The following is a 22,712-nucleotide window of genomic DNA, read 5'->3' as shown; positions in this document are numbered from 1 at the left end:
CCACCGGATCGAACGTCGGCCCGCCGCCGATCAATCCCGCCCGGCGAGGGGCGGTTCAGCCGGGCAGGCTGTCGCTCACTTCTCCGATGCCGGTCAGCAGCGTCGACGCCGACACGGGATGGCACACCAGGATATCCGGCAGCCTCGGGTCCTTCCGGTTGTACTCCAGCGGAGCGCCGTCGATGCGCGACGCGTGCGCGCCCGCCGCCAGCGCCACCGCCGCCGGCGCCGCCGAGTCCCACTCGTACTGGCCGCCCGCGTGCACGTAGGCGTCCACCTCGCCGAGCAGCACCGCGGAGATCTTCGCGCCCGCCGACCCGATCGGCACCAGCTCCACGTCCAGGTCCAGCCTCTCCGCGAGCCGCTGCACGAACTCCGGCGGCCGCGTCCGGCTCACCGCGATCCGCAGCTTGCCCGCGTCCGGCGCCGGCGCGTGCAGCGGCACCTCCCGCGGCAGGCCGCGGCGCGCGGCGTCGCTGCCCGCCGTCACCGGGTCGGGCTCGCCGGCGTCGTCGCGGACGAGCGACGCGCCGCCCGTCGCGTCGGTCCGCAGCGTCAGGCCCTGCGCCGGCAGCGCCACCGCGCCCGCCGACAGCCGCGCCGCGCCCGCCGCGTCCCGCTCCCACAGCGCCACGTGGACGGCCCAGTCGCGGCGGCCCTCCTCGGAGAACTCCCGGGTCCCGTCCAGCGGATCGATGATCCACACGCGGGACGCCGACAGCCGCTCCGCCTCCCCGGTGTTGCGCGTCGGGGCCCGGTCGTCGCCCTGGGAGCGCTTGCCCGCCACGGACGAGCGGCCCTCCTCCGAGAGCACGGCGTCGCCGGGACAGCGCTCCGCCAGCGCCGCCATCAGGTACTCGTGCGACCGCAGGTCGCCGGTGTCCTTCAGGGCGCGCCCGTCGGCGAAGCCCACCTCGTCCCGCACGCCCAGCAGCAGCCGCCCCGCCGCCGCGGCGAGCTCCGCCGCCAGCGCGTGGTCGTCCGCCGCCGCTCTCTCGGTCATCCGTTGATCACATTCCCGACTCGACTGGTCTGCCCGGTCTACTTTCTCATGCATACCCCACGCCGCCCGGTGCCAGGGTCACGTCCCACCTGGCGAGACCGGGCTGACGGCGGCGCGCCGCGGCTAGTACGCGCCGGAGCCGCGGAACACCGCCGACCACGTCTTCCACATGATCTGCAGGTCCAGCGCCAGCGACCAGTTGTCCACGTACCGCAGGTCGAGCCGGACCGACTCGTCCCACGTCAGGTCCGACCGGCCGCTGACCTGCCACAGCCCGGTCAGCCCCGGCTTCACCACCAGCCGCCGGTACACGTCGCCGCCGTACTGCGCGACCTCCTCCGGCAGCGGCGGACGCGGCCCCACCAGCGACATGTCGCCCCGCACCACGTTGAACAGCTGCGGCAGCTCGTCCAGCGAGTACCGGCGCAGCCACCGCCCCACCTTCGTGATCCGCGGATCCTCCCGGATCTTGAACAGCACGCCGTCGTTCTCGTTGTGCTCCATCAGCGCGTTCTTGCGCGCCTCCGCGTCCTGCACCATCGTGCGGAACTTCAGCACCGTGAACTCGCGGCCGCCGCGCCCCACCCGGACCTGCCTGAACATCACCGGGCCCGCGCTCGTCACCTTGATCAGGAACGCGACCACCAGCATCAGCGGGCTCAGCAGCAGCAGTCCCGTCAGCGCCGCCGTCCGGTCGAACAGCCCCTTCAGCACCCGCCGGCCGCCGTCCAGCTCCGGGTGCTCCACGTGCAGCAGCGGCAGCCCCGACACCGGACGGATCGAGATCCGCGGGCCCGTCACGTCCATCAGCGCCGGCGCGACCACCAGCTCCACGTCGTCGCGCTCGATCTGCCACGCCAGCCGGCGCAGCGCCACCCCGTCCATCTCCGGGCACGCCAGCACCGCCACCGAGTCCGCGCCGATCCGCTCCGCGACCGCCGCGGTCTGCCCGAAGTCGCCGAGCACCGGCACGCCCTCGATCTCGTGGACCGCGTCCTCGCCGGACGCGAGCGCCGGCGGCAGGCACACCGCCACGATGTCCATCCCGTGGTACCGCTTCTGCCGCAGCAGCCGGATCAGGTCCGCGACGGACGTGCGGTGCCCCACCGCCACCACCCGCCGCATGCACTCGCCGTTCCAGCGCTTGCGGTGCAGCCACTTGCGCAGCCGGTACCGAGCGACCAGGTCCAGGAACGTGCCGAGCGGCATCGCCATCACGACGTACCCGCGCGCCACCTCCGTCTTGGTGGCGTACGCCAGGATCGCCAGCGTCGCGGTGAAGATGAACCCCGCGCGCAGGACGCCCTTGAACTCCTCGTAGCCGACGCCGATGTACCGCGGCTGGTACGCCCGGCACAGCGCCAGCATCGGGATCCACAGCACCGGCAGCGCCACCGTCAACGCGACGTACGGCGCCGTCGGATCGCTCGGCACACCAGGGAAGCGGAGCACGAACGCGATCACCCCGGCCGCCAGCATGCTGAAGAAATCGAGCCCGCCGGCGAACCGGCGGTACCATCCACTCCAGCTCTGCGCATCCGGGCGACGTTGCTCGTGGCGGATCGGTGACTCGGCCTGAACCTTGTCAACGACGGCCATACGACCTCACCCAACCCATGTAACGCGCGCCCCGAAAAGCTCGATCCACCCCAGAGACGGTTGAACAGCGCTCAAGGTTCACATAAACCGTGAACCTCATCCGCGCAGAATTTTACGATCGTCCCGCCGTGTTCACCCCACCACGGGCCGCATCCGGCCGATCCCCCGAAGACGCTCGCCGCGCCGCGGAATCAGCCCGCGTGGTAGGCGTTCTGCGCCGCCTCCAGGCCGCCGGTCAGGAGCGACTCCACCGCGTCCGCCGCCCGGTCGACCTCCAGGTCCAGCACCTTCCGCTCCGCAGCCGAGAAGTCCTTCAGCACGTACGCTGCGGCGTCCATCCGCCCGGGCGGCCGCCCCACCCCGAACCTGACCCGCAGGTACTCCTTGTCGCCCAGCGACTTCGTGATCGACCGCAGCCCGTTGTGACCGTTGTCACCGCCGCCGCGCTTCAGCCGCAGCGCCCCGAACGGGATGTCCAGCTCGTCGTGGACGACGATCAGCCGCTCCACCGGCACCTTGTAGAAGTCCCGCAGCCCCTTCACCGGGCCGCCCGACTCGTTCATGTACGTCCGCGGCTTCGCCAGCACGGCCCGCACGCCCGCGAGCCGGCCTTCCAGCACGTCGGCCCGGCCCTTGTGCGCCTTGAACTTGCCGCCCGCCCGTCCGGCCAGCAGGTCCAGCACCATGAACCCGGCGTTGTGCCGGTTGCCGGCGTACGACGGCCCCGGATTGCCCAGGCCGACCACCAGCCAGACGTCCGCGCTCACCCGATCTCCTCACAGCCGAAGACCCCCGCAGGCGCGCCTGCGGGGGCCGTTCGTCGGTTTCGCCGTTCCGCGATGCTACTCGGCGGACTCCTCCGCCTCGCCCTCGGCGGCGGCCTCCGCGGCCGCGGCCTCGGCGGCTTCGGCGGCCTCCGCCTCGGCCTCGGTCTCGGTGTCGCCCGCGGACGCCGACGCGTCGGCGATCTGCAGGATCAGCGCCTCCTCGTCGACCGCCAGCGTGGTGCCCGACGGCAGCTTCAGGTCCTTGGCGAGCAGCTGCGTGCCGACCTCGACGCCCTCGATGGACAGCTCCACCGACTCGGGGATGTGCGTCGCCTCGGTCTCCACCGAGACCTGGACGAGCTCCTGCTGCACGACGCCGCCGGCGACGACGTCGCCGACCACGTTCACCGGCAGGTCGACGGTGACCTTCTCACCGCGCTTGACCAGCAGCAGGTCGACGTGCTCCAGGAAGCCCTTGATGGGGTCGCGCTGCACGTCCTTGGGCAGCGCGAGCTCGGAGCCGCTGCCGACGCCCTCGATGGTCAGCAGCACGTTCGGGGTCTTCAGCGCGAGCATCAGCTCGTGCCCCGGCAGCGTGATGTGCTGCGGGTCGGTGCCGTGACCGTAGAGGACGGCGGGCACCTTGCCGGCCCGGCGGGTGCGCCGCGCGGCACCCTTACCGAACTCGGTGCGCGGCTCGGCGGCGATGCGTACCTCGGACACGGCGAAAACTCCTCGTTGTTGCGATCCACGGCCGTCCCGAAGGACGTCCGCTACGGACAGAGCGAATCAGGCGTAGCTCGATGCGTCAGGCGCCTCGAAGATTCTTTGCGTTACCCGGGGAGTACGGACCTGAACGGAGCCGCACTGACGACCCGGGGCATACGCGGATTCAAGAAGTCTAGCCGATCGTTTCCACGCGCAACGCCATCGCCCCCGCGACGACCCGCCGCGGGGGCCCTTCCGAAACGTCCACGACCCGGCCGAGCCGGACACGAACGGCACCCTCACCCGGAAAGACGATCGTCCCCCCGACCCCGTTCCCACCACCCCGAGCCGTCAAGAAGAACCCAGCCGAGGACCGATGCCGACAACCTCAGCCACCGTGACCGACGACCTCAGCCGATGACCAGACCCGCCGACCTCAGCCGGCACCCCGGCCACGCAACGACCCGAACCGTCGCGATCGCGAGCGAAGCCGGATTCGAGCGAAGCGAGAATCCGATCGCGCAGCGAGGCCCCCAGGGCCGAGCCGGAGCGATGCAGCGATCGCACGCTTTGTCCGTTGAAGGGAGGGCCCCCAGGGCCCGACCGCCGAGGACAAAGCAAAACTAACTATGTCCGCCGAAGAGGCTGGTGACGGAGCCGTCGCTGAAGACCTCGTTGATCGCGCGGGCGATCAGCGGGGCGATCGACAGGACGGTCAGCTTGTCGAACTGCTTGTCCTCGGGGATGGGCAGGGTGTTGGTGAGGACGACCTCGGAGATCCGGGAGTTCTTCAGCCGGTCGACGGCGGGGCCGGACAGGACGCCGTGGGTGGCGGCGACGACGACCTTGTCGGCGCCGTGGTCGAACAGCGCGTCGGCGGCCTTCACGATCGTCCCGCCGGTGTCGATCATGTCGTCGACGACGACGCAGGTGCGGCCCTTGACCTCGCCGACGACGTCGAAGACCTTGACCTCGTTGGCGACGTCGGGGTCGCGCTTCTTGTGGATGATGGCCATGGGGACGCCGCCGAGCCGGTCCGACCAGCGCTCGGTCACCCGGACCCGGCCCGCGTCCGGCGCGACGACGGTCACGCGGGAGGTGTCGAGGCGGCTCTCGAAGTGGTGGGCGAGCAGGTCCAGCGCGAACAGGTGGTCGACGGGGCCGTCGAAGAAGCCCTGGATCTGCGCGGTGTGCAGGTCGACGGTGATCAGCCGGTCGGCGCCGGCGGTCTTGAACAGGTCGGCCATCAGCCGCGCCGAGATGGGTTCGCGGCCGCGGTGCTTCTTGTCCTGGCGGGCGTAGCCGAAGAACGGCGCGACGACCGTGATCCGCTTGGCGGACGCCCGCTTGAGCGCGTCCACCATGATCAGCTGCTCCATGATCCACTGGTTGATGGGAGCCGTGTGGCTCTGGATCACGAAGGCGTCGGAGCCGCGGACGGACTCCAGGAACCGCACGAACGTCTCACCGTTGGCGAAGTCGTACGCGGACGTCGGCGTCAGGTCGACGTGGAGGTTGTCGGCGACCTCCTTGGCCAGGTCCGGGTGGGCTCGGCCGGTGAAGAGCATCAGCTTCTTCTGACCGCTCGCTTTGATCCCACTCACCTCTGACAACTCCCCCTCAATGGAACTGTGCACTCATGTGGGTTGTCGTCCCCACTCCCCGGGCACCACAAGAGTCCCCTCCGTGATGCCCGGTCGTCTTTTGTCCGTGGGGGACGCCGCTGTCCTCCACCTCCCCGCCGCGGGGCGGGGCAGTCATGGGCGCGCCGGGTCGCCGGCGCGGGCCGTCAGGCGGGGTCGTCCCCGCCTTCGGCGGCGCGCCGCGCCGCTTCCGCCGCCTCCGCCGCGGGCGTGCCGGGCCGCCTGCGCTCGACCCAGCCCTCGACGTTGCGCTGCCGCGCCCGCGCGACCGCCATCGCGCCCGGCGGGACGTCCTGGATGATCACCGAGCCGGCGGCGGTGTAGGCGCCGTCGCCGACCGTCACCGGCGCGACGATCATGTTGTCGCTGCCGACCTTCACATGGGAGCCGATCACGCTGCGGTGCTTCTGGACACCGTCGTAGTTCACGAACACCGAGCTCGCGCCGATGTTGGAGTGGTCGCCGATCTCGGCGTCGCCGACGTAGGTGAGATGCGGCACCTTGGTGCCCTCGCCGATGTCGGCGTTCTTGGTCTCGACGTAGGTGCCGATCTTGCCCTTGCGGGCGAGCCGGGTGCCGGGCCGCAGGTAGGCGAACGGGCCGACGGACGCGTCCGGGCCGATCTCCGCCTCGACGCACACCGCGTTCACCACGGACGCGTCCGCGCCGACCCGGGTGTCGGTCAGGGTGCAGTTCGGGCCGACGCTGGCGCCCGCCTCCAGGTGGGTGCGGCCGTGCAGCTGCGTCCCGGGGTGGACGACGGCGTCCGGTTCCGCGGTGACGTCCACGTCGATCCAGGTGGACGCCGGATCCACGATCGTCACCCCGGCCCGCATGTGGGCCTCCAGGATCCGGTCGTTCAGCTGCCGCCGCGCCTGGGCGAGCTGGACGCGGTCGTTGACGCCCTGGGTCTCGGCCCAGTCGGCGACCAGGTGCGCGCCGGCGCGGTGGCCGTCGCCGCGCAGGATCGCCACGACGTCGGTGAGGTACTCCTCGCCGCCGGCGTTGTCGGTGGTCACCCGCTTGAGCGCGTCCTCCAGCAGGGTCCCGTCGAAGGCGTACATGCCGACGTTGATCTCGGTGACGGCGCGCTGCGCCTCGGTGGCGTCCTTGTGCTCGACGATCGCCTCGACGCTGCCGTCGGCGGCCCGGATCATCCGCCCGTACCCGGTCGCGTCGGGCATCTCCGTCGTCAGGACGGTGACCGCGTTGCCCGCGGTCTCGTGCGTCCGCACGAGCGCGGCGAGCGTCTCGCCGCGCAGCAGCGGGTGGTCTCCGTTGGTCACGACGACGGTGCCGTCGAGCGAGCCGGTCTGCTCCAGCGCCATCCGGACGGCGTGCCCCGTCCCGCCCTGGACCTCCTGGACGACGGGTTCCACGTCCGGCGCGTGCTCGCCCAGGTAGGCGACGGCCTGCTCGCGGCGGTGCCCGACGACCGCGACGATCCGCCGCGGCTCCAGCTCGCGGGCGGCGGCGAGCACGTGGCCGAGCATCGCGCGCCCGCCCAGCTCGTGCAGGACCTTCAGGGTGCGGGACTTCATGCGCGTGCCCTCGCCCGCGGCGAGAACGATGACGGCGGCCGGGCTGTTGGCGCTCACTAGGAGGCTCCTCGGCATCGCGGACGGGATCGGCTGCGAGCGCGCCCACCTGCGACATCAGGGCATGGCAGGCCGGAGCGCACCCGACACCGGAAGGATACCGCCCGCCGGGCGCGGGTCACCCCGCGGGCCACCTCACCAGGACAGACGCCCCAAAAGACGGCAATCCAGCCAAACAGGCTCCCGGGGGAGGAATCGAACCTCCGTTGACTGAACCAAAATCAGTTGTCCTGCCCCTAGACGACCCGGGATGGGCGTTTCGAACCTCTCTGCACGAGAGTGTCGACTCGCGCGGGATCAACGATACCGAGTGGACCCACGGGGTCCCCACGGCTTTCCCTCGCCCGCAGGACTTTACCGGCCGAGCCAGCCGGGCAGGGGTTCGCGGGCCTCCAACCAGGAGGCGGGGACGGCCTCGGCGCCGAGATGGGCGGCCACGATCCCGCCGACGATCGCGGACGTGGTGTCCATGTCGCCGCCGACCATCACGCACGCGCGCACCGCCGCCTCGTAGTCGGTGAGCCTGGTGGCCGCCGCCCACAGCGCGTACGGCACGGTGTCCTGCGCCGAGATGCGGTTGCCGTTGCCCAGCTCGTAGGCGGCGTCCCGCGGGGACTTGGACAGCAGGCGCATCGACCGCTTCAGGCCGCGCCTCACGTACTCCCCCATCGTGACGTGCTCCAGCGCCACCTCGATCACGTCTCTGGGAGCGACCTTGGCGTCCCTCTGGGAGGCGACGTAGGCGGCGGCGACGGCCACCGCCACGGCACCGGCGATCCCCTCGACGTGGGAGTGGGTGATCTCGGCGGAGAGGGCCGCTTGGGCCGCGGCGCGGTCGAGGTCGTCCGCGAAGAAGGCGCCGAGGGGCGCGACGCGCATCGCCGCGCCGTTGCCGAAGGAGCCCTTGCCGTCGAACAGCTCCCGCGAGGCTCGGTGCCAGTGGTCGCCGCCCCGGATGCGCTCCAGCAACTCGAAGGCGCCGGCGCCGTAGCGGCGGTGGACGTCGAACCGGTCGGCGAACGACCGCGCCAGTGCATCCTGGTCGATTTGCCCGAATCGGTTTAGAACGTCTACTACCGAGCACGCCATCTCCGTGTCGTCCGACCACCCCCACGGCGCCGGCGGCACACCCGTCTCCGCGGACACCTGCCGGTTGGCCAGGACGAAGAACTGGTCACCGAAGGCGTCGGCGGTGGAGAGGCCTGTCAGGGAGGCGTGGGCGCGGGTGGAGCGCTCGTCCAGGGTCGGGGGCATGGGACGTCCTTCCGCGGCGGGCAGTGGAGTTTCGCACGAGAGTTTTGTGGCCCATGAGAGAGATTCCCACTGATTTTACCGGCCGTCCCTGTCCAACTTACGGATCCGTAGGTTACGTTGGCGTAAGTAAGCAGCCCCTAGTCGCAGGAAGTGGTGACGCATGACAACGGCTCCGACCATGGCTCCTCCCCGACCCGAACGGCGTCCCGAACTATCCCCCGACCAGCAGGGCAACGCCGAACGCGCGCTCGTCGCGGTGTTCACCGGCGTCCCGTTCCTGGCCCTGTTCGCGGCCGTCCCGCTCGCCTGGGGCAGGTTCCTCGGCTGGACCGACGTCGCGCTCACGGCCGTGTTCTACGTGCTGTCCGCCGGAGGGATCACCGTGGGGTACCACCGGTACTTCACGCACGGGTCGTTCAAGGCGAACCGGGGGCTGAAGATCTTCCTGGCGCTGGCCGGGAGCATGGCCATCCAGGGGCCCGTGATCACCTGGGTCGCCGACCACCGGCGCCACCACAAGCACTCCGACCAGGACTTCGACCCGCACTCGCCGTGGCGGTTCGGGGACGACTGGAAGGCGCTCGCCAAGGGCCTGGTCTGGGCGCACTACGGCTGGCTGTTCGACGCGAACAAGACGTCCAAGCAGCGGTTCGCCAAGGACCTGCTCAAGGACCGCGACATCACCCGGATCCACCTGGCCTTCCCGGGGCTGGTGGCGGTGTCGTTCCTGCTGCCGGCCGCGCTCGGCGGGCTGATCACGATGTCGTGGCTCGGCTTCTTCACCGCGCTGTTCTGGGCGGGGTTCGTGCGGATCACGCTCGTCCACCACGTGACGTGGGCGATCAACTCGATCTGCCACACGTTCGGCAAGGAGGACTTCGAGGTCCGCGACAAGTCCCGCAACGTGTGGTGGCTGGCGATCCCCTCGCTCGGCGAGTCGTGGCACAACCTGCACCACTGCGACCCGACGTGCGCGCGGCACGGGGTGCTGAAGGGGCAGGTCGACATCAGCGCGCGCATCATCTGGGCGTTCGAGAAGGTGGGCTGGGCGCGGGACGTCCGGTGGCCGAAGGACGACAGGCTGTCCGCGAAGCGCACGAAGCAGGCGGCTTGACCGTCACAATTGATCCCGTGACAGATCCCGCTCCCAGGCCCCGCAGAAAGCGGATGACCGGCAAGGAACGCCGCGAGCAGCTCCTCGACATCGGCCGTACGCTGTTCGCCGAGCGCGGCCTGGACGGCACCTCGGTGGAGGAGATCGCCTCCGCCGCGGGTGTGTCGAAGCCCGTGGTGTACGAGCACTTCGGCGGCAAGGAGGGGCTCTACGCGGTCGTCGTCGACCGCGAGTTCGAGCGGCTGCTGAGCCTGGTGACCGAGGCGCTGAACTCGGCGATCCACTACCGCAGCAAGCTGGAGAAGGCGGCGCTGGCGCTGCTGGAGTACATCGAGGGGCATCCGGACGGGTTCCGGATCCTCGTGCGGGACTCGCACGGCGGGACCGGGACGGGCAGCTACGCGAGCCTGCTCAGCGAGATCGCCGGCGAGGTGGAGTACATCCTCGCGCAGGAGTTCGACCGGCACGACTACGACGACAAGTTCGCGCCGCTGTACGCGCAGAGCCTGGTCGGCATGGTGGCGCTGACGGGCCAGTGGTGGCTGGACGTCCGCAAGCCGAAGCGGGAGGAGGTCGCCGCGCACGTGGTGAACCTCGCGTGGAACGGACTGGCGGGGCTGGAGCCGAAGCCGTCGCTGGATCCGCGGCAGCGCCGCAAGGAGATGGAGCGCGCGGAGAAGCGCGCGGAGAAGGCGGCGGCGAAGGCGGAGAAGGCGGAGGAGAAGGCGGCGGCGCGGGCCGAGAAGGCGCAGCGGCGGAGCCGCCGGGAGGCGGAGTCCGACTTCGTCGACCCGAGCCCGAGCCCGCATCCGTCTGTCTGATCCGTCCGCGGGGCCGGTCGCGCGCGGTGCGTGCGGCCGGTCTCGTGCGTCCGGGGGCGGTCAGTCCTCGGGCTGGAGGAATTCGAGGCGGTTGCCGACGGGGTCGTCGGCGTAGAAGCGGCGGTAGCCGGGGAACAGGCCGTCGGGGCGGACGTCGTGGCCGGCGGCGCGGAGCCGGTCGGCGAGGGCGTCGAGGTCGCCGGTGAGCAGGCCGGGGTGGGCCTTGCGGGCGGGACGGAAGTCCTGCTCGATGCCGAGGTGGAGTTCGAGCCCGGGGCCGCGGAACCAGGCGCCGCCGCGCTTGGCGAGCTCGGGCGGCTTCGGGATCTCTTCGAGGCCGAGGACGCCGCCGTAGAAGGCGCGGAGGGCGTCCTCGCTGCCGGGCGGGGCGGCGAGCTGGACGTGGTGGAGGGCGGTGAGCATGCGGGCCTCCTCGCGGACGGACGCCGGCGGCCGTCCGGAGTTCGTCCGGGCGGCCGCCGGCAGGGGTCGCCGGCATCGGGTCGCGAAGCCGGGGTTCGGTGCCGGGCCGGGCGGTCTGCGATCATGTGCGGGTCGCGTCCGCGCGGCCTGGATGCCGCCCGCCGGCCGAGCTGGCACACCGCAGGGGAACGAGTCGCTTCCCTCGGCCGGCGGGCGGCACCCCGTCTAGGGGGCGTGACGTGCTGCGATCACGAACACTCTCCTGAACGGGAAGACGGTGCCGTAGGGGCGGGCGGGGTAGGCGTCGCGGAGCCGGTCCCGGTAGGCGGTGAGGAACTCCTCGGCCTCGCCGGGCGGGAGGGCGGACAGGACGGGGCGCAGCGCGGTGCCCTTGACCCATTCGAGGACGGGGTCGTCGCCGGTGAGGACCTGCATGTAGGTGGTCTCCCAGGCGTCGACGGCGCAGCCGAGGCGGGCGAGCCGGTCGAGGTAGCCGGCGGGGTCGAGGACGGGGTCCTCGCGGACGGTGCCGGCGAGGCGGTCGCGCCAGCGCGGTGACCGGCAGAGCTCGCGGAGCAGGACGTGGCTCGGCGCGTCGAAGTTGCCGGGGACCTGGAAGGCGAGGCGCCCGCCGGGGGTGAGGGCGTCGATCCAGCGCGGCAGCAGGTCGAGGTGCTCGGGGACCCACTGCAGGACGGCGTTGGAGACGATCAGGTCGACGGGATGCTCGGGCCGCCAGGCGGCGGCGTCGGCGACGTCGAAGGTGAGCCGTCCGGGGATCGCGTGGGCGCGGGCGGCGGCGATCATCTCGGGGGAAGAGTCGAGGGCTCGCACGACCGCGCGGGGCCAGCGGCCCGCGAGGGTCGCGGTGAGCTCCCCGCTCCCGCACCCGAGGTCGACGACGTGCCGGGGCTCGATCGGCCCGAGCCGGCCGACCAGTTCGGTGAACGGCCTGGCGCGCTCGTCGCCGTAGACCCCGTACTGCGCGGGGTCCCACACGGCCTCGGCTTGTCTCGACATCAAGAGACATGATGCCGCGCCCATATCTTGATGTCAAGAATCTTGTGCGCCGCCGCGCCGGGACCGGTCGACCGACAGATGCCCGGCGGGCGCGCGCTCCGTAGCGTCGGCGGCACGACGTTCGACGGGAGAGGGAGTGGGCGCATGAGCTGGGGTCTGGTGCTGGGGCCGGGCGGGCCGGTCGGGACGGCGTGGCTCGCGGGCCTCGCCGCAGGGCTGCGGGAGGTGGGGATCGACCCGGCCGCCGCGGGGACGATCGTGGGCACGTCGGCGGGCGCGATCGCGGGCGCGATGATCGCGACGGGCCGGGACCTGGCGGCGGTCGCGGAGCTGCCGCCGCCGAACGGCCCGCGCCCGGCGCGGGACCCGGCGGTGATGGAGCGGGTGTTCGGGCTGATGCGCGATCCGGCGCTGGAGCCGGACGAGGCGCGCCGGCGGGTCGGGCGGCTGGCGGCGGAGGTCGAGGCGCTGCCCGCCGAGTGGCACCGCAGGCGGATGGAGTTCCTCGTCGGGACGGACGCGTGGCCGGAGGGCCGGCTGCTGATCACGGCGGTGGACGTGGCGTCCGGCGAGCCGGTCGTGTGGGACCGGGCGAGCGGCGTGCCGCTGTCGGCGGCGGTCGCGGCGAGCAGCGCGGCGCCCGGTCACGCCCGTCCGGTCGAGATCGATGGGCGGCTCTACATGGACGGCGCGTTCGGCGGCGGCGCGTGGCCGTGGCTGGCGAGGGACGCGGGCAAGGTCGTGCTGGTCGAGCCGATCGCGCACATGTCGGACGGGTCGGGGGGCGACGTGCGGATCGTCCCGGACGCGGCGGCGCTGGAGGCGTTCGGCGGCGACGTCGGCGACGTGACCCGGTGGGCGGAGTGCTACCGGGCGGGCGTCCGGCAGGCCCCCGAGGCGGCGCGGCTGATCGCTACTGTGGCCTGATGCGGAAGGTGGTGCTGGCGTCGGCGTCGACGGCGCGGTTGCGGATCCTGCGGGAGGCGGGTGCCGACCCGGAGGTGATCGTCAGCGGCGTCGACGAGTCGAAGATCGCGGCGGGCTCGGTCGCGGGGCTGGCGCGCGCGCTGGCGAAGGAGAAGGCGGGCGCGGTCGCGGGCGGCGTCGCGGACGCGATCGTGATCGGCTGCGACTCGCTGCTGGAGGTGGACGGCCGCGCGTTCGGGAAGCCCCGGTCGGCGGACGAGGCGGCCGCGTGGTGGACGGAGCGGCGCGGCGTGACGGGCGTCCTGCACACCGGGCACTGCGTGATCGACACGGCGTCGGGGCGGGACGCACTGGAGGTGGCGAGCACCCGGATCCGCTTCGGCGACCCGTCCGCCGAGGAGATCGCCGCGTACGTCGCCACGGGCGAGCCGCTGCACGTCGCGGGCGCGTTCACGCTGGAGGGGCGTGGCGCCTGGTTCATCGACGGCATCGACGGCGATCCCGGCACGGTGATGGGCCTGTCGCTGCCCCTCCTCCGGCGGATGCTGGCCGCCCTCGGCGTGCCGCTCACGGACATCTGGCCGGTCGGCGCCTGATCACCCCGGCCTGCGCCTGATCTGTCCGGTCGGCGCCTGATCACCGCGGCCTGCGCCTGATCAACCAGGTCAGCGCTTGATCAGGCCGCGTTCCAGGGCGACGACGACGGCGCGGGTGCGGTCGCCGACGTCGAGCTTGGCGAACACGCGCAGCAGGTGCGTCTTCACGGTCGCCTCCGCGATGACGAGCCGCCGCCCGATCTCGGCGTTGGACAGCCCGTCCGCGACCGCGTTCAGCACCTCCGCCTCCCGGGCGGTGAGCGCGACGGGCGCGGGCTGCCGCATCCGCGCGACGAGCCGCTGCGCGACGCGCGGGGCGAGGACGGTCTCGCCGCGCGCGGCGGCGCGCACCGCGTCGGCGAGCTGCTCGCGGGTGGCGTCCTTGAGCAGGTAGCCGACGGCGCCGGCCTCCACGGCGCGCTCGATCTCCTCGTCGGTGTCGTAGGTGGTGAGGATCAGCACGCGGGTGCCGGTGCGGCGGGCGAGGATCTCGGTGGTGGCGGACACCCCGTCCAGCACGGGCATCCGCAGGTCGACGAGCGCGACGTCGGGCCGGAGCCGCTCGGCGAGGCCGACCGCCTCCCGGCCGTCGCCCGCCTCGCCGACGATCTCGATGCCGGGCTCGCCGGCCAGCAGCGCGGCGACGCCGGCGCGCATCACGGTGTGGTCGTCCACGAGGATCACGCGGACCGTGCCGTCGTTCATGGGGTGCCGTCGTTCATGGGGTGCCTTCGCGGGGAAGCAGGGCGAGGATCCGGGTGCCCTCGCCGGGGGCGCTGGTGACGGTGAGCCGGCCGCCGAGCTCGGCGAGGCGGCGGCGCATCCCGTCCAGCCCGTACCCGCCGGACGCGGCGCCGGGGGCGAACCCGCGGCCGTCGTCGGTGATCTCCAGTTCGACGCCGTCCGGGTGCGCGGCGAGGACGACGCCGACGGTGGTGGCTCCGGCGTGCTTGCGGACGTTCGCGAGTGACTCCTGGGTGCAGCGCAGCAGCGCGACGCGGGTCGGCTGGTCGCAGGGCACGTCGGGCAGGTCGGCGTCGACGGTGAGGCCGGTGTCCTCGGCGAACCGGTCGAGGGTGCGGCGCAGGGTGGCGGCGATGGAGCCGGCGGCGACGCCGTCGCGAGGGGCGGCGCCGACGAGGACGCGGGCCTCGGCGAGGTTCTCGCGGGCGGTGCGCTCGATGGACACCAGCTGCCGGGCGCTCGCCGCCGGGTCGGTGCCGATGCCCTCGCGGGCGGCCTCGGCGAGGACGACGATGGACGCCAGGCCCTGCGCGAGGGTGTCGTGGATCTCGCGGGCGAGGCGTTCGCGCTCGTCGGCGGCGCCCTGCCGGCGCTGCGCCTCGGCGAGGCGGCGCTCGGCGTCCTCCAGGTCGGCGGCGAGGAGCCGGGCGCGCTCGTCGTGGCGGCCGACGACGCGGGTCATCCAGAGCCCGACCAGGACGCTCGCGGCGTAGCCGGTGAGGGCGGCGACGGTGTTGCCGCTGACGAGCGACCCGTCGGGGTGCCGCTGGACGGCCATGCCCGCGACGGCGGCCGCGGTGGCGAGGCCGCTGAGGGCGATCGCGCGTCGCGGGCCGCCGCCCTGGATCCAGAAGTGCGGGAGGGACACGATCAGCAGCGACGCGGTGCCGTCCGCGAGGTAGGACACCGCGCCGATGCCGGCGGTCAGCACCCCGAGGAACGCGTACCGGCGGGCGGCCGGGTTCCCCGGGAACGTCCCGGTGATCGGGTGGCAGACGGCGAGCACGGCCAGCAGCGCGAGCGTCCCGGACCGGATCCCCTCGCTGCGGTCCCAGGCGGCGATGCCCGGCGGGACGAGCCCGAAGCAGATCCACAGGGCGGTGTACCAGCGGCGCAGCGCCCGTGCCTGGAGCCGGTCGTCGTGCTGTGGCCGTCGCTCCATGCCGGTCAGCCTACTTTCGCGGGGGCGTGCGCCGGGACGGCGGCGGGCGCGGGCCGCGACGGCCACCAGGTGCGTTCGCCGAGGAGCAGCATCAGGGCGGGCAGCACCACGATGCGGACGACGAACGCGTCCACGAGAACCGCGGTGGCGAGCGCGAAGCCCATCTGTTTCATCTCGATGATGTGCAGCGGGATGAAGCTGGCGAAGACGGTCACCATGACGAACGCGGCACTGGTGACGACGCCGGCGGAGCGTCCGATGCCGTCGAGGACGGCGGTGCGGGTGGACGCGCCGGCCAGCCGCGCCTCCCGGATCCGGCTGATCACGAAGACCTGGTAGTCCATCGACAGGCCGAACAGGATCACGAACAGGAACAGCGGGACGCGGGAGCCGATCGTCCCGGTGGAGGTGAAGCCGAGCAGGCCCTCCGCCCACGTCCCCTGGAACGTCAGGACGAGCAGGCCGAGCGAGGCGCCCGCCGACAGCAGGTTCAGCAGCACCCCGATCAGGCCGAGGACCACGGACCGGAACGCCCACACCGTCATCGCGAACGTGACGAGCAGCAGCGACGCGATGATGAGCGGCAGCTTCTGCTTCTGGTGGTCGGGGTAGTCGGCGTAGCGGGCGACGTCGCCGGTGACGGCGACCTTGACGCCGGGCAGTTTCCCGACCGTCGCGGGCACGTAGTCGCCGCGGACGGTCTTCAGCGACGCGACCGCCGCCGGGTCGCTGACGTAGTGCGGGACGGGCAGTTCGAGCAGGCTGGTCCGGCCGTCCTGCGAGGTGCGCAGCTCGGACGTCCCGGCCAGGCGCGGGTCGTGCTGCGCGCGGCGGGCGAGGTCGCGGAGCGCGTCCGCCACCTCCGCCTGCCGGGACGGGCCGGCCTGCACGACGACCTGGTGCATCGCCTTGAGCTCGGGGAACGCGGCGTTGAGCCGGTCGTAGACCTGCATCGCCGGGATCGAGCGGGGGTGGGTCTCGCGGCCCATGTCGGTGAGCTTCAGGCCGAGGAGCGGCGCGGTGAGCGCGAGCATCGCCAGGATCCCGGCGGCCAGCGTGAGACCGGGACGGCGGCCGGTCGGCCGCAGCAGGGCCCGGGTGATCCGCCCGCCGCTCTCCGAGCGCGTCCCGCGCACCGGCCGGCCGCGCCGGGTCCGGCGCTCGCGGCGGCGCTCCGCCCACTGGCCGAGCTTGGCGAGCAGCGCGGGCAGGACGGTGAGGGAGCTGAGGACGGCGACGACGGTGACGACGATCGCGCCGGTCGCGATCGAGGAGAAGATGACGTCGTCGGCGAGGTACAGCGTTGCGCTGGACACGGCGACGGCGATGCCGGAGACGACGACGGCCCGTCCGGACGTCGCGGCGGCCAGCTCGACGACGGCGGCGGGCGACAGCCGGCCGCCCGACCGGGCGCGCTCCTCACGCTCACGCTTGAGGTAGAAGAGCGTGTAGTCGACGCCGACGGCCATGCCGATGAGCAGGATGACGTTGGTGCCGACGCCCGCGTCGGGGAAGGCGTGCGAGGCGAGCATCGACAGCCCGACGGCCGCGGCGATGGACGACAGCGCGAGCAGCAGCGGCACCACGGCCAGCGCCACCGACCCGAACACGACCAGCAGCGTGACCAGCGTGACCGGCAGGGCGATCACCTCGGTCCGCGACAGGTCCTGACCGCGCAGGTGGTCGACGCCCTTGCTGATGGACGGGCTGCCCGTCTCCTCGACCCGCACCCCCGGATGCGCGGCCTGGACCTGCTCCGTCTGCGCGATCAGCGGCGCGACGTGCTTCTTGCCCTCCAACTCGGGGCCGCGCAGGGTGACCTGGACGCGGATCGCCGTCCCGTCCGCCGACCGGATCGGCTTCGACACCGACGCGACCTCCGGCAGGCGCGCCATCCGGGCCGCGGCGTCGCGGGCGGCGGCGTCCGCCTGCGCCGCGTCGAGGCGGCCCGCACCGGGCTTCGCGGTGATCAGCACCTGCTCGGCGGGCCGCTGCTGCAGGCCGCCCTCGGCGGCCATCGCCTCGGCGCGTCCGGCCTCGCCGATCCGGAAGTCGGCGCTGGTCGCGGCGTGCCCGCCCACCGAGATCCCGACGCCGAGGCACAGCGCGACGAACAGGAACCAGCCGGCGATCGCCCGCCAGGGATGCCCGGCGCTCCACCGGGCCATGCGCACAGGAAGATCTCTCATGCCGGAAATGCTCCCGTCGCGGGGCCCTCCGGCATGAGCCTCGACCGGCTGAACCCGCCGTCCACCACCCGGTGGACATGCGACGACAACCAGAGGTTGTCATCCCTGCTCAATGGCTGTTGGACGGGCCCGTACGGGGTGCGGTCGACTGGGTCCACCGCACCGGCGAAGGGGCGCCGGCGCAGGGAGCAGAGGAGGGGCCGTGAAGGCGTTGGTACCGACCGGCGACGCGCGGGAGACCGTCGCGTTCGCCGACGTCGACGAGCCGGAGCCGCGCCCGGACGAGGCGCTGGTGAAGGTGGCGGCGTTCTCGGTCAACCGCGGCGAGACGTTCCAGTTGGAGGGCGACCGGCCCGGCTGGCGTCCCGGCAAGGACGTCGCGGGCCTGGTCGTGCAGGCCGCGGCGGACGGGTCGGGTCCCGCGTGCGGGACGCGGGTCGTCGGGCATCCGCCGTCGGCGGGCTGGGCCGAGTACGCGGCGGTGCCGGCCGGGTCGCTCGCGGAGCTGCCCGCCTCGGTGCCGGTGGAGACGGCGGCGGCGCTGCCGCTGGCGGGCCTCACCGCGCTGCGGCTGCTGCGCGCCGCCGGGCCGCTCGCGGGACGGCGGGTGCTGATCACCGGGGCGTCCGGCGGCGTCGGGCACTACGTCACCGAACTGGCCGCCGCGGCGGGCGCGGAGGTCACGGCCGTGGCGGCGACGCCGGAGCGGGGACGGCGGCTCGCGGAGTTCGGTGCCGCGGTGGTGCCGGACGCGGCGTCCGCGGACGGCCCGTTCGACCTGGTGCTGGAGTCGACCGGCGGACGGCAGTTCACCGACGCGCTGGCGCGGCTCCGGCGGCGGGGCACGCTGATCTGGTTCGGGCAGGCGTCCCGGACGCCCGTGACGCTCGACTTCTTCCGGTTCTTCGACGGGCCGGAGTCCGCGACCATCCGGCACTTCCACTACGAGGACGCCGACACGGCCAACGCCGACGACCTGGCCGTCCTGGTCCGGCTCGTCGACCGCGGGCGGCTGCACCCGGAGATCGGCCGGACCGCCGACTGGGCCGAGACCGCCGCCGTGCTCGCCGACCTGCGCGAACGCCGCGTGCGCGGCAACGCCGTCCTCACCATCGACCGCTGAACGCACACCCACACCCGCACCCACACACACGCACACGCACACGCACACGAGGAGATCGCAATGAACGCCAAGGACGTCGTCGTCCGCTACGTCCAAGCCGTCGCCGACGGCGACCTGGAGACGATCAAGGACAGCTTCGCCGAGGACGCGACCTGGACCTACCCGGGCGACCTCCCGCTGACCGGCACCTGGAAGGGCCGCGACGCGATCATCGATGACTTCCTCGGGGCCGCGACCGGAAACCTGTTCAAGCCCGGCACGGCGCCGGAGGTCGCGCTCGTCAACGTGATCGCCGAGGGCGACCAGGTCCTCGCCGAGTGGACGGCGAAGGGGATCACCCGATCGGGCAAGATCTACGACAACCGGTGCGCCGGGATCTACGTCGTCCGGGACGGGAGGATCGTCTCGGTGCGGGAGTACGCCGACACCCAGCACGTCGAGCGAACCCTGTTCGGTTAGCCCCGACCGGCCGCAGGTCCCTCGATATCAAGACAGGTAGGCTTGCGGCATGGAGGATGAGGTCGACCGGCTGGTCGCCGCGTGGCAGGCCGAGCGCCCGGACCTGGACGTCCGGCCGCTGCAGGTCCTCAGCCGGGTGTCCCGGCTGGCCCGGCACCTCGACCGCGCCCGCCGCGCCGTGTTCGCCGCCCACCAGGTCGAGTCGTGGGAGTTCGACGTCCTCACCGCGCTGCGCCGGGCCGGCGCCCCCTACCAGCTGAGCCCCGGGCAGCTGCTGCGCGCGACGCTGGTGACCTCCGGCACCATGACCAACCGCATCGACCGGCTCGCCGCCGCGGGCCTGGTCGAGCGGCATCCCGACCCGCAGGACAAGCGCGGCGTCCAGGTCCGCCTCACCGGGGCGGGCCTGACGCGCGTGGACGCCGCGTTCGCCGACCTGCTGGGCCGCGAGCAGGCCATCCTCGAGGGGCTCAGCCCCGACCAGCGCGAGACCCTCGCCGTCCTGCTCCGCACCCTCCTCATCCCGTTCGACTCCTAGGCCGCCCCGTCAGCGCAGCGCCTCCTCCAGCGCCGCGGCGACGGCGCAGAGCCGCTCCTCGCTCCCCGCCGGGCCGATGAGCTGCACGGACGCGGGCAGGTGCGAGCCCGGCAGCGGGACGGGCAGCGCGAACGCCGGCAGCCCCGCCACGTTGACCGTGCCGGTGAGCATCGTCAGCAGCAGGTCGTCGTCGCCGTCCGGCGGCTCCGGCGCGACCCCGGCCAGCACCGGCAGCGCGAGCACCCCGTGCCGGTCCAGCAGCGCGTCGAACTCCGCCCGGACCGTCTTCTGGAGCTGCTCCGCCCACGGGCGCCGGCCCGCCGCGGCCTCCTTCAGCACGTTGAGCCGCCGGTACATCCGCTCGCTGATCCTCGACGGGTCGCCGAGCAGCGGGCCGTTCTGCGCGTACGCCTCCTCGCCGACGAACACGCCGTTCGCGAGCGCCGCGTCCTGGAAGTGCTCGCACGTCTCGTCGGTGATCGGGCCGAGCCGGCGGAGCGCGTCGTCGACGGCCGCGTCGATCGCCGGGTCCACGTTCGGGACGCGCAGCCGCCCGATCGTCATGTTCGCGTCATAGGCGTCCGGGGCGAACCCCGGCTCGATCAGCCGCATGCCGGTGACGACGGCGGCGACGTCGCGGCCCATCGGCCCGACGGTGTCGAGCGTCGGCGACAGCGGGTACACGCCGTCCAGCGGGACGCGCCCGTGCGTCGTCTTCAGCGACGCGATCCCGCAGCACGCCGCCGGGATCCGGACCGACCCCGCGGTGTCGGTGCCGAACGCGACGTCCGCCTCCCCCGACGCGACCGCCACCGCCGACCCGCTGGACGATCCGCCTGGCACCCGCGCCGGGTCGAGCGGGTTGACCGGCGTGCCCGACCACGGGTTGACGCCGTCGGCGCCCAGGCAGAACTCGGTGAGGTTGACCTTGCCGACGATACGGGCGCCCTGCGCGCGCGCCGACGCGACAACGGCCGCGTCGGCCGCCGCCGGCTCCGCGCGCTCGGCCACCGCCCGGCTGCCCGCCGTCGTGGGCAGCCCGGCCACGTCGATGGCGTCCTTCACCGCGAGCCGCGGACCGTCCCCCGGCGCGTCGTCGATCTTCACGATCCAAGTCGTCATTGCTGGATCATGGCGACTCCGGACGCCGAGCACCAGAGGTTCCGCCCGATATCGGGCGCTGGTCGATGTTCTCGGCGGACTAGTCGATGTCCTCGGCGAGCATCAGCCACTCCTCCTCGACCCGCGCGGCCTCCGCCTGGATCTCCTTCAGCCGCCCGTCGAGCTCCTGGAGCTTGACGAAGTCGGTGGCGTGCGCGGCGAGCTGCTCGTGCAGCTCCGCCTCCTGCCCGGACAGCTTCTCCAGGCGGCGTTCGAGCCGGTCCAGCTCCTTGCGGGCCTTCCAGTCCTGCCCGCCCTTCGGCTTCGGCGGCGCCGCGGCGGGCGCCTCCTGCGCGCGCGCCTGCGCCGTCCGCGCCTGCGCCGTCCGGGTCTGGGCCGTTCCGGCGGCGCGGCGCTCCAGGTACTCGTCGACGCCGCCGGGCAGCATCGACACCCGCCCGTCGCCGAGCAGCGCCACCACGTGGTCGGTGATGCGCTCCAGGAAGTACCGGTCGTGGCTGACGACGACGAGGGTGCCGGGCCAGCCGTCGAGCAGGTCCTCCAGCTCGGTGAGCGTCTCGATGTCGAGGTCGTTCGTCGGCTCGTCCAGCAGCAGCACGTTCGGCTCGCCCATCAGCAGCCGCAGCACCTGCAGCCGGCGCCGCTCACCGCCCGACAGGTCGCCGACGGGCGTCCACTGCCGGTCCCCGGCGAACCCGAGCCGCTCCAGCAGCTGGCTCGCCGTCCACTCCCGCTTCCCGACCGTGATGCGGCGGCGGATCTCCTCCACCGACTCCAGCACCCGCCGGGACGGGTCCAGCTCCTCCAGGTTCTGCGACAGGTGCGCCAGCTGGACGGTCCTGCCCTGCACCACCGTGCCGGACACCGGCGCCACCGAGCCGTCCAGCAGCCGCAGCAGCGTGCTCTTGCCGCTGCCGTTGACGCCGACGAGCCCGACGCGGTCGCCCGGGCCGAGCCGCCACGTCATCCGCTCGAAGATCGCCCGGCCGCCGACCTCGACGGTGGTGTCCTCGATGTCGTACACGGTCTTGCCGAGCCGCGCCGTCGCGAATCTCGTCAGCTCCACCGAGTCGCGCAGCGGCGGCTCGTCGGCGATCAGCGCCTGCGCCGCGTCCACCCGGAACTTCGGCTTGGACGTGCGGGCCTGCGGGCCGCGCCGCAGCCACGCCAGCTCCTTGCGCAGCAGGTTCTGCCGCTTGGCCTCCGTCGCCGCCGCGATCCGGGACCGCTCCGCCTTCGCCAGCACGTAGGCGGAGTAGCCGCCCTCGTACCGCTCGACGCGGCCGTCCACGACCTCCCACGTCCGGTCGGTGACCTCGTCGAGGAACCAGCGGTCGTGCGTGACGACCAGCAGCGCCACCCGGCGGTCCTTCAGGTGCCGGGCCAGCCACGCGATCGCCTCGATGTCGAGGTGGTTGGTCGGCTCGTCCAGCATCAGCAGGTCCGACTCGGGGACGAGCAGCCGCGCGAGCGCGATCCGGCGCCGCTCCCCGCCGGACATGCCGGCCAGCGGCGCGTCCAGGTCGACGTCCGCGAGCAGCCCGGCCAGGACGTCGCGGGCGCGGGTGTCGCCCGCCCACTCGTGCTCGGCGCGGTCCCCGAGGACCACCGACCGGACCGTCGCGCCCTCCGGGAACACGTCCCGCTGCGTCAGGTACCCCAGCCGCAGGCCCCGCGCGTGCGTGACGCGGCCCGCGTCCGGCTCCACCTCGCGCGCCAGCACCTGCACCAGCGTGCTCTTGCCGCCGCCGTTGCGGCCGACGACCCCGACCCGGTCGCCCTCGTCGAGGCCGAGGGACACCGCGTCCAGCAGCGGCTTCGGCCCGTACGCCTTGGCGACGTTCTCAACGTTGATCAGATTCACCGGGTCCTCCAAAGGGTGCATCGGCCTCCGAACCGGGG

The 22,712-nt window shown here is 73.1% G+C and carries 21 protein-coding genes and 1 tRNA gene; 7 read left to right on the top strand and 15 right to left on the bottom strand.

What is annotated here, in order from left to right:
* Window positions 1-55: 55 nt before the first annotated feature.
* The 8 genes from AB0C78_RS08220 to AB0C78_RS08185 all read right to left on the bottom strand — a co-directional run bounded on the left by AB0C78_RS08220 (window position 56) and on the right by AB0C78_RS08185 (window position 8,572).
* Window positions 56-1,003 (bottom strand): inositol monophosphatase family protein, encoded by a 948-nt coding sequence (locus AB0C78_RS08220; RefSeq protein WP_360743553.1) that lies wholly within the window; start codon window positions 1,001-1,003, stop codon window positions 56-58.
* A 123-nt stretch (window positions 1,004-1,126) separates the two neighbouring features.
* Complete coding sequence (locus AB0C78_RS08215; RefSeq protein WP_151542369.1) at window positions 1,127-2,602, bottom strand: sugar transferase; 1,476 nt, start codon at window positions 2,600-2,602, stop codon at window positions 1,127-1,129.
* Between the two features lie 191 nt (window positions 2,603-2,793).
* Window positions 2,794-3,369, bottom strand: coding sequence for an aminoacyl-tRNA hydrolase (pth, locus tag AB0C78_RS08210; RefSeq protein WP_360743549.1), 576 nt, complete (start codon window positions 3,367-3,369; stop codon window positions 2,794-2,796).
* A gap of 75 nt (window positions 3,370-3,444) precedes the next feature.
* A complete protein-coding gene (locus AB0C78_RS08205) occupies window positions 3,445-4,092 on the bottom strand; it encodes a 50S ribosomal protein L25/general stress protein Ctc (protein WP_360743546.1) in 648 nt (215 codons plus the stop codon).
* A gap of 608 nt (window positions 4,093-4,700) precedes the next feature.
* Window positions 4,701-5,681, bottom strand: coding sequence for a ribose-phosphate diphosphokinase (locus AB0C78_RS08200; RefSeq protein ID WP_151542366.1), 981 nt, complete (start codon window positions 5,679-5,681; stop codon window positions 4,701-4,703).
* Between the two features lie 185 nt (window positions 5,682-5,866).
* A complete protein-coding gene (glmU, locus tag AB0C78_RS08195) occupies window positions 5,867-7,318 on the bottom strand; it encodes a bifunctional UDP-N-acetylglucosamine diphosphorylase/glucosamine-1-phosphate N-acetyltransferase GlmU (protein ID WP_360743542.1) in 1,452 nt (483 codons plus the stop codon).
* A gap of 180 nt (window positions 7,319-7,498) precedes the next feature.
* Window positions 7,499-7,569, bottom strand: a tRNA-Gln gene (locus AB0C78_RS08190).
* Between the two features lie 103 nt (window positions 7,570-7,672).
* The gene (locus AB0C78_RS08185; RefSeq protein WP_360743539.1) at window positions 7,673-8,572 is read right to left on the bottom strand and encodes an ADP-ribosylglycohydrolase family protein; all 900 of its coding nucleotides are present in this window, start codon (window positions 8,570-8,572) and stop codon (window positions 7,673-7,675) included.
* Between the two features lie 160 nt (window positions 8,573-8,732).
* Between AB0C78_RS08185 and AB0C78_RS08180 the strand changes: the two genes are divergently transcribed.
* Together AB0C78_RS08180 and AB0C78_RS08175 are read left to right on the top strand one after the other, a co-directional pair.
* Window positions 8,733-9,686 carry an acyl-CoA desaturase gene (locus AB0C78_RS08180; protein ID WP_151542364.1) on the top strand — a complete coding sequence of 318 codons (954 nt, stop codon included), beginning with the start codon at window positions 8,733-8,735 and terminating at the stop codon, window positions 9,684-9,686.
* A gap of 53 nt (window positions 9,687-9,739) precedes the next feature.
* Entirely contained in the window at window positions 9,740-10,507 is a 768-nt protein-coding gene (locus AB0C78_RS08175; RefSeq protein WP_192808964.1) for a TetR/AcrR family transcriptional regulator, read from the top strand.
* A gap of 60 nt (window positions 10,508-10,567) precedes the next feature.
* Here the strand turns inward: AB0C78_RS08175 and AB0C78_RS08170 are convergent, their stop codons facing one another.
* Together AB0C78_RS08170 and AB0C78_RS08165 are read right to left on the bottom strand one after the other, a co-directional pair.
* Window positions 10,568-10,930 carry a VOC family protein gene (locus AB0C78_RS08170; RefSeq protein ID WP_151542363.1) on the bottom strand — a complete coding sequence of 121 codons (363 nt, stop codon included), beginning with the start codon at window positions 10,928-10,930 and terminating at the stop codon, window positions 10,568-10,570.
* A 225-nt stretch (window positions 10,931-11,155) separates the two neighbouring features.
* Window positions 11,156-11,950 carry a trans-aconitate 2-methyltransferase gene (locus AB0C78_RS08165; protein WP_360743534.1) on the bottom strand — a complete coding sequence of 265 codons (795 nt, stop codon included), beginning with the start codon at window positions 11,948-11,950 and terminating at the stop codon, window positions 11,156-11,158.
* Window positions 11,951-12,094: 144 nt separating this feature from the next.
* Here AB0C78_RS08165 and AB0C78_RS08160 point away from each other — a divergent pair, with 144 nt between their 5' ends.
* Together AB0C78_RS08160 and AB0C78_RS08155 are read left to right on the top strand one after the other, a co-directional pair.
* A complete protein-coding gene (locus AB0C78_RS08160) occupies window positions 12,095-12,877 on the top strand; it encodes a patatin-like phospholipase family protein (protein WP_360743531.1) in 783 nt (260 codons plus the stop codon).
* On the top strand, window positions 12,877-13,473 hold the full coding sequence (locus tag AB0C78_RS08155; protein ID WP_360743528.1) for a Maf family protein: 597 nt from the start codon (window positions 12,877-12,879) through the stop codon (window positions 13,471-13,473). The genes AB0C78_RS08160 and AB0C78_RS08155 overlap by 1 nt, the downstream gene beginning before the upstream one ends.
* A 69-nt stretch (window positions 13,474-13,542) precedes the next feature.
* Here AB0C78_RS08155 and AB0C78_RS08150 read toward each other — a convergent pair whose 3' ends face one another.
* Genes AB0C78_RS08150 through AB0C78_RS08140 form a run of 3 tightly spaced genes read right to left on the bottom strand, consistent with a single transcriptional unit; the run spans window position 13,543 to window position 17,568 of the window.
* Window positions 13,543-14,178, bottom strand: coding sequence for a response regulator transcription factor (locus AB0C78_RS08150; RefSeq protein ID WP_360743525.1), 636 nt, complete (start codon window positions 14,176-14,178; stop codon window positions 13,543-13,545).
* Window positions 14,179-14,191: 13 nt separating this feature from the next.
* Window positions 14,192-15,379 (bottom strand): sensor histidine kinase, encoded by a 1,188-nt coding sequence (locus tag AB0C78_RS08145; RefSeq protein ID WP_360743522.1) that lies wholly within the window; start codon window positions 15,377-15,379, stop codon window positions 14,192-14,194.
* A 5-nt stretch (window positions 15,380-15,384) separates the two neighbouring features.
* Window positions 15,385-17,568, bottom strand: coding sequence for an MMPL family transporter (locus AB0C78_RS08140; protein ID WP_360743519.1), 2,184 nt, complete (start codon window positions 17,566-17,568; stop codon window positions 15,385-15,387).
* A 202-nt stretch (window positions 17,569-17,770) separates the two neighbouring features.
* On the opposite strand from AB0C78_RS08140, the gene AB0C78_RS08135 reads away from it, so the two are divergent.
* Genes AB0C78_RS08135 through AB0C78_RS08125 form a run of 3 tightly spaced genes read left to right on the top strand, consistent with a single transcriptional unit; the run spans window position 17,771 to window position 19,688 of the window.
* Window positions 17,771-18,691: a zinc-binding dehydrogenase gene (locus AB0C78_RS08135; protein WP_360743516.1), complete on the top strand. Its 921-nt coding sequence runs from the start codon at window positions 17,771-17,773 to the stop codon at window positions 18,689-18,691.
* 60 nt (window positions 18,692-18,751) lie between these two features.
* Window positions 18,752-19,150, top strand: a complete 399-nt coding sequence (locus AB0C78_RS08130) for a nuclear transport factor 2 family protein (RefSeq protein ID WP_360743513.1) — start codon at window positions 18,752-18,754, stop codon at window positions 19,148-19,150.
* A 49-nt stretch (window positions 19,151-19,199) separates the two neighbouring features.
* Entirely contained in the window at window positions 19,200-19,688 is a 489-nt protein-coding gene (locus AB0C78_RS08125) for a MarR family transcriptional regulator (protein ID WP_360743510.1), read from the top strand.
* A gap of 9 nt (window positions 19,689-19,697) precedes the next feature.
* Here AB0C78_RS08125 and AB0C78_RS08120 read toward each other — a convergent pair whose 3' ends face one another.
* Window positions 19,698-20,810, bottom strand: coding sequence for an amidase (locus AB0C78_RS08120; RefSeq protein ID WP_360743507.1), 1,113 nt, complete (start codon window positions 20,808-20,810; stop codon window positions 19,698-19,700).
* 79 nt (window positions 20,811-20,889) lie between these two features.
* Complete coding sequence (locus tag AB0C78_RS08115; RefSeq protein WP_360743504.1) at window positions 20,890-22,674, bottom strand: ABC-F family ATP-binding cassette domain-containing protein; 1,785 nt, start codon at window positions 22,672-22,674, stop codon at window positions 20,890-20,892.
* Window positions 22,675-22,712: the final 38 nt, after the last annotated feature.

Source organism: Actinomadura sp. NPDC048394, assembly GCF_040651755.1.
In the GTDB taxonomy this organism is placed as follows: Bacteria; Actinomycetota; Actinomycetes; order Streptosporangiales; family Streptosporangiaceae; genus Spirillospora; species Spirillospora montaniterrae.
Note: the sequence above shows the minus strand (reverse complement) of the source record. Positions and strands in the feature narration are given on the sequence as shown.

Coding starts and splice junctions, on each gene's coding strand:
- AB0C78_RS08220 (WP_360743553.1), bottom strand. CDS start 1,003: ATGACCGAGAGAGCGGCGGCGGACGACCACGCGCTGGCGGCGGAGCTC.
- AB0C78_RS08215 (WP_151542369.1), bottom strand. CDS start 2,602: ATGGCCGTCGTTGACAAGGTTCAGGCCGAGTCACCGATCCGCCACGAG.
- AB0C78_RS08185 (WP_360743539.1), bottom strand. CDS start 8,572: ATGCCCCCGACCCTGGACGAGCGCTCCACCCGCGCCCACGCCTCCCTG.
- AB0C78_RS08180 (WP_151542364.1), top strand. CDS start 8,733: ATGACAACGGCTCCGACCATGGCTCCTCCCCGACCCGAACGGCGTCCC.
- AB0C78_RS08175 (WP_192808964.1), top strand. CDS start 9,740: ATGACCGGCAAGGAACGCCGCGAGCAGCTCCTCGACATCGGCCGTACG.
- AB0C78_RS08170 (WP_151542363.1), bottom strand. CDS start 10,930: ATGCTCACCGCCCTCCACCACGTCCAGCTCGCCGCCCCGCCCGGCAGC.
- AB0C78_RS08165 (WP_360743534.1), bottom strand. CDS start 11,950: ATGTCGAGACAAGCCGAGGCCGTGTGGGACCCCGCGCAGTACGGGGTC.
- AB0C78_RS08160 (WP_360743531.1), top strand. CDS start 12,095: ATGAGCTGGGGTCTGGTGCTGGGGCCGGGCGGGCCGGTCGGGACGGCG.
- AB0C78_RS08155 (WP_360743528.1), top strand. CDS start 12,877: ATGCGGAAGGTGGTGCTGGCGTCGGCGTCGACGGCGCGGTTGCGGATC.
- AB0C78_RS08150 (WP_360743525.1), bottom strand. CDS start 14,178: ATGAACGACGGCACGGTCCGCGTGATCCTCGTGGACGACCACACCGTG.
- AB0C78_RS08145 (WP_360743522.1), bottom strand. CDS start 15,379: ATGGAGCGACGGCCACAGCACGACGACCGGCTCCAGGCACGGGCGCTG.
- AB0C78_RS08140 (WP_360743519.1), bottom strand. CDS start 17,568: ATGAGAGATCTTCCTGTGCGCATGGCCCGGTGGAGCGCCGGGCATCCC.
- AB0C78_RS08130 (WP_360743513.1), top strand. CDS start 18,752: ATGAACGCCAAGGACGTCGTCGTCCGCTACGTCCAAGCCGTCGCCGAC.
- AB0C78_RS08125 (WP_360743510.1), top strand. CDS start 19,200: ATGGAGGATGAGGTCGACCGGCTGGTCGCCGCGTGGCAGGCCGAGCGC.
- AB0C78_RS08120 (WP_360743507.1), bottom strand. CDS start 20,810: ATGACGACTTGGATCGTGAAGATCGACGACGCGCCGGGGGACGGTCCG.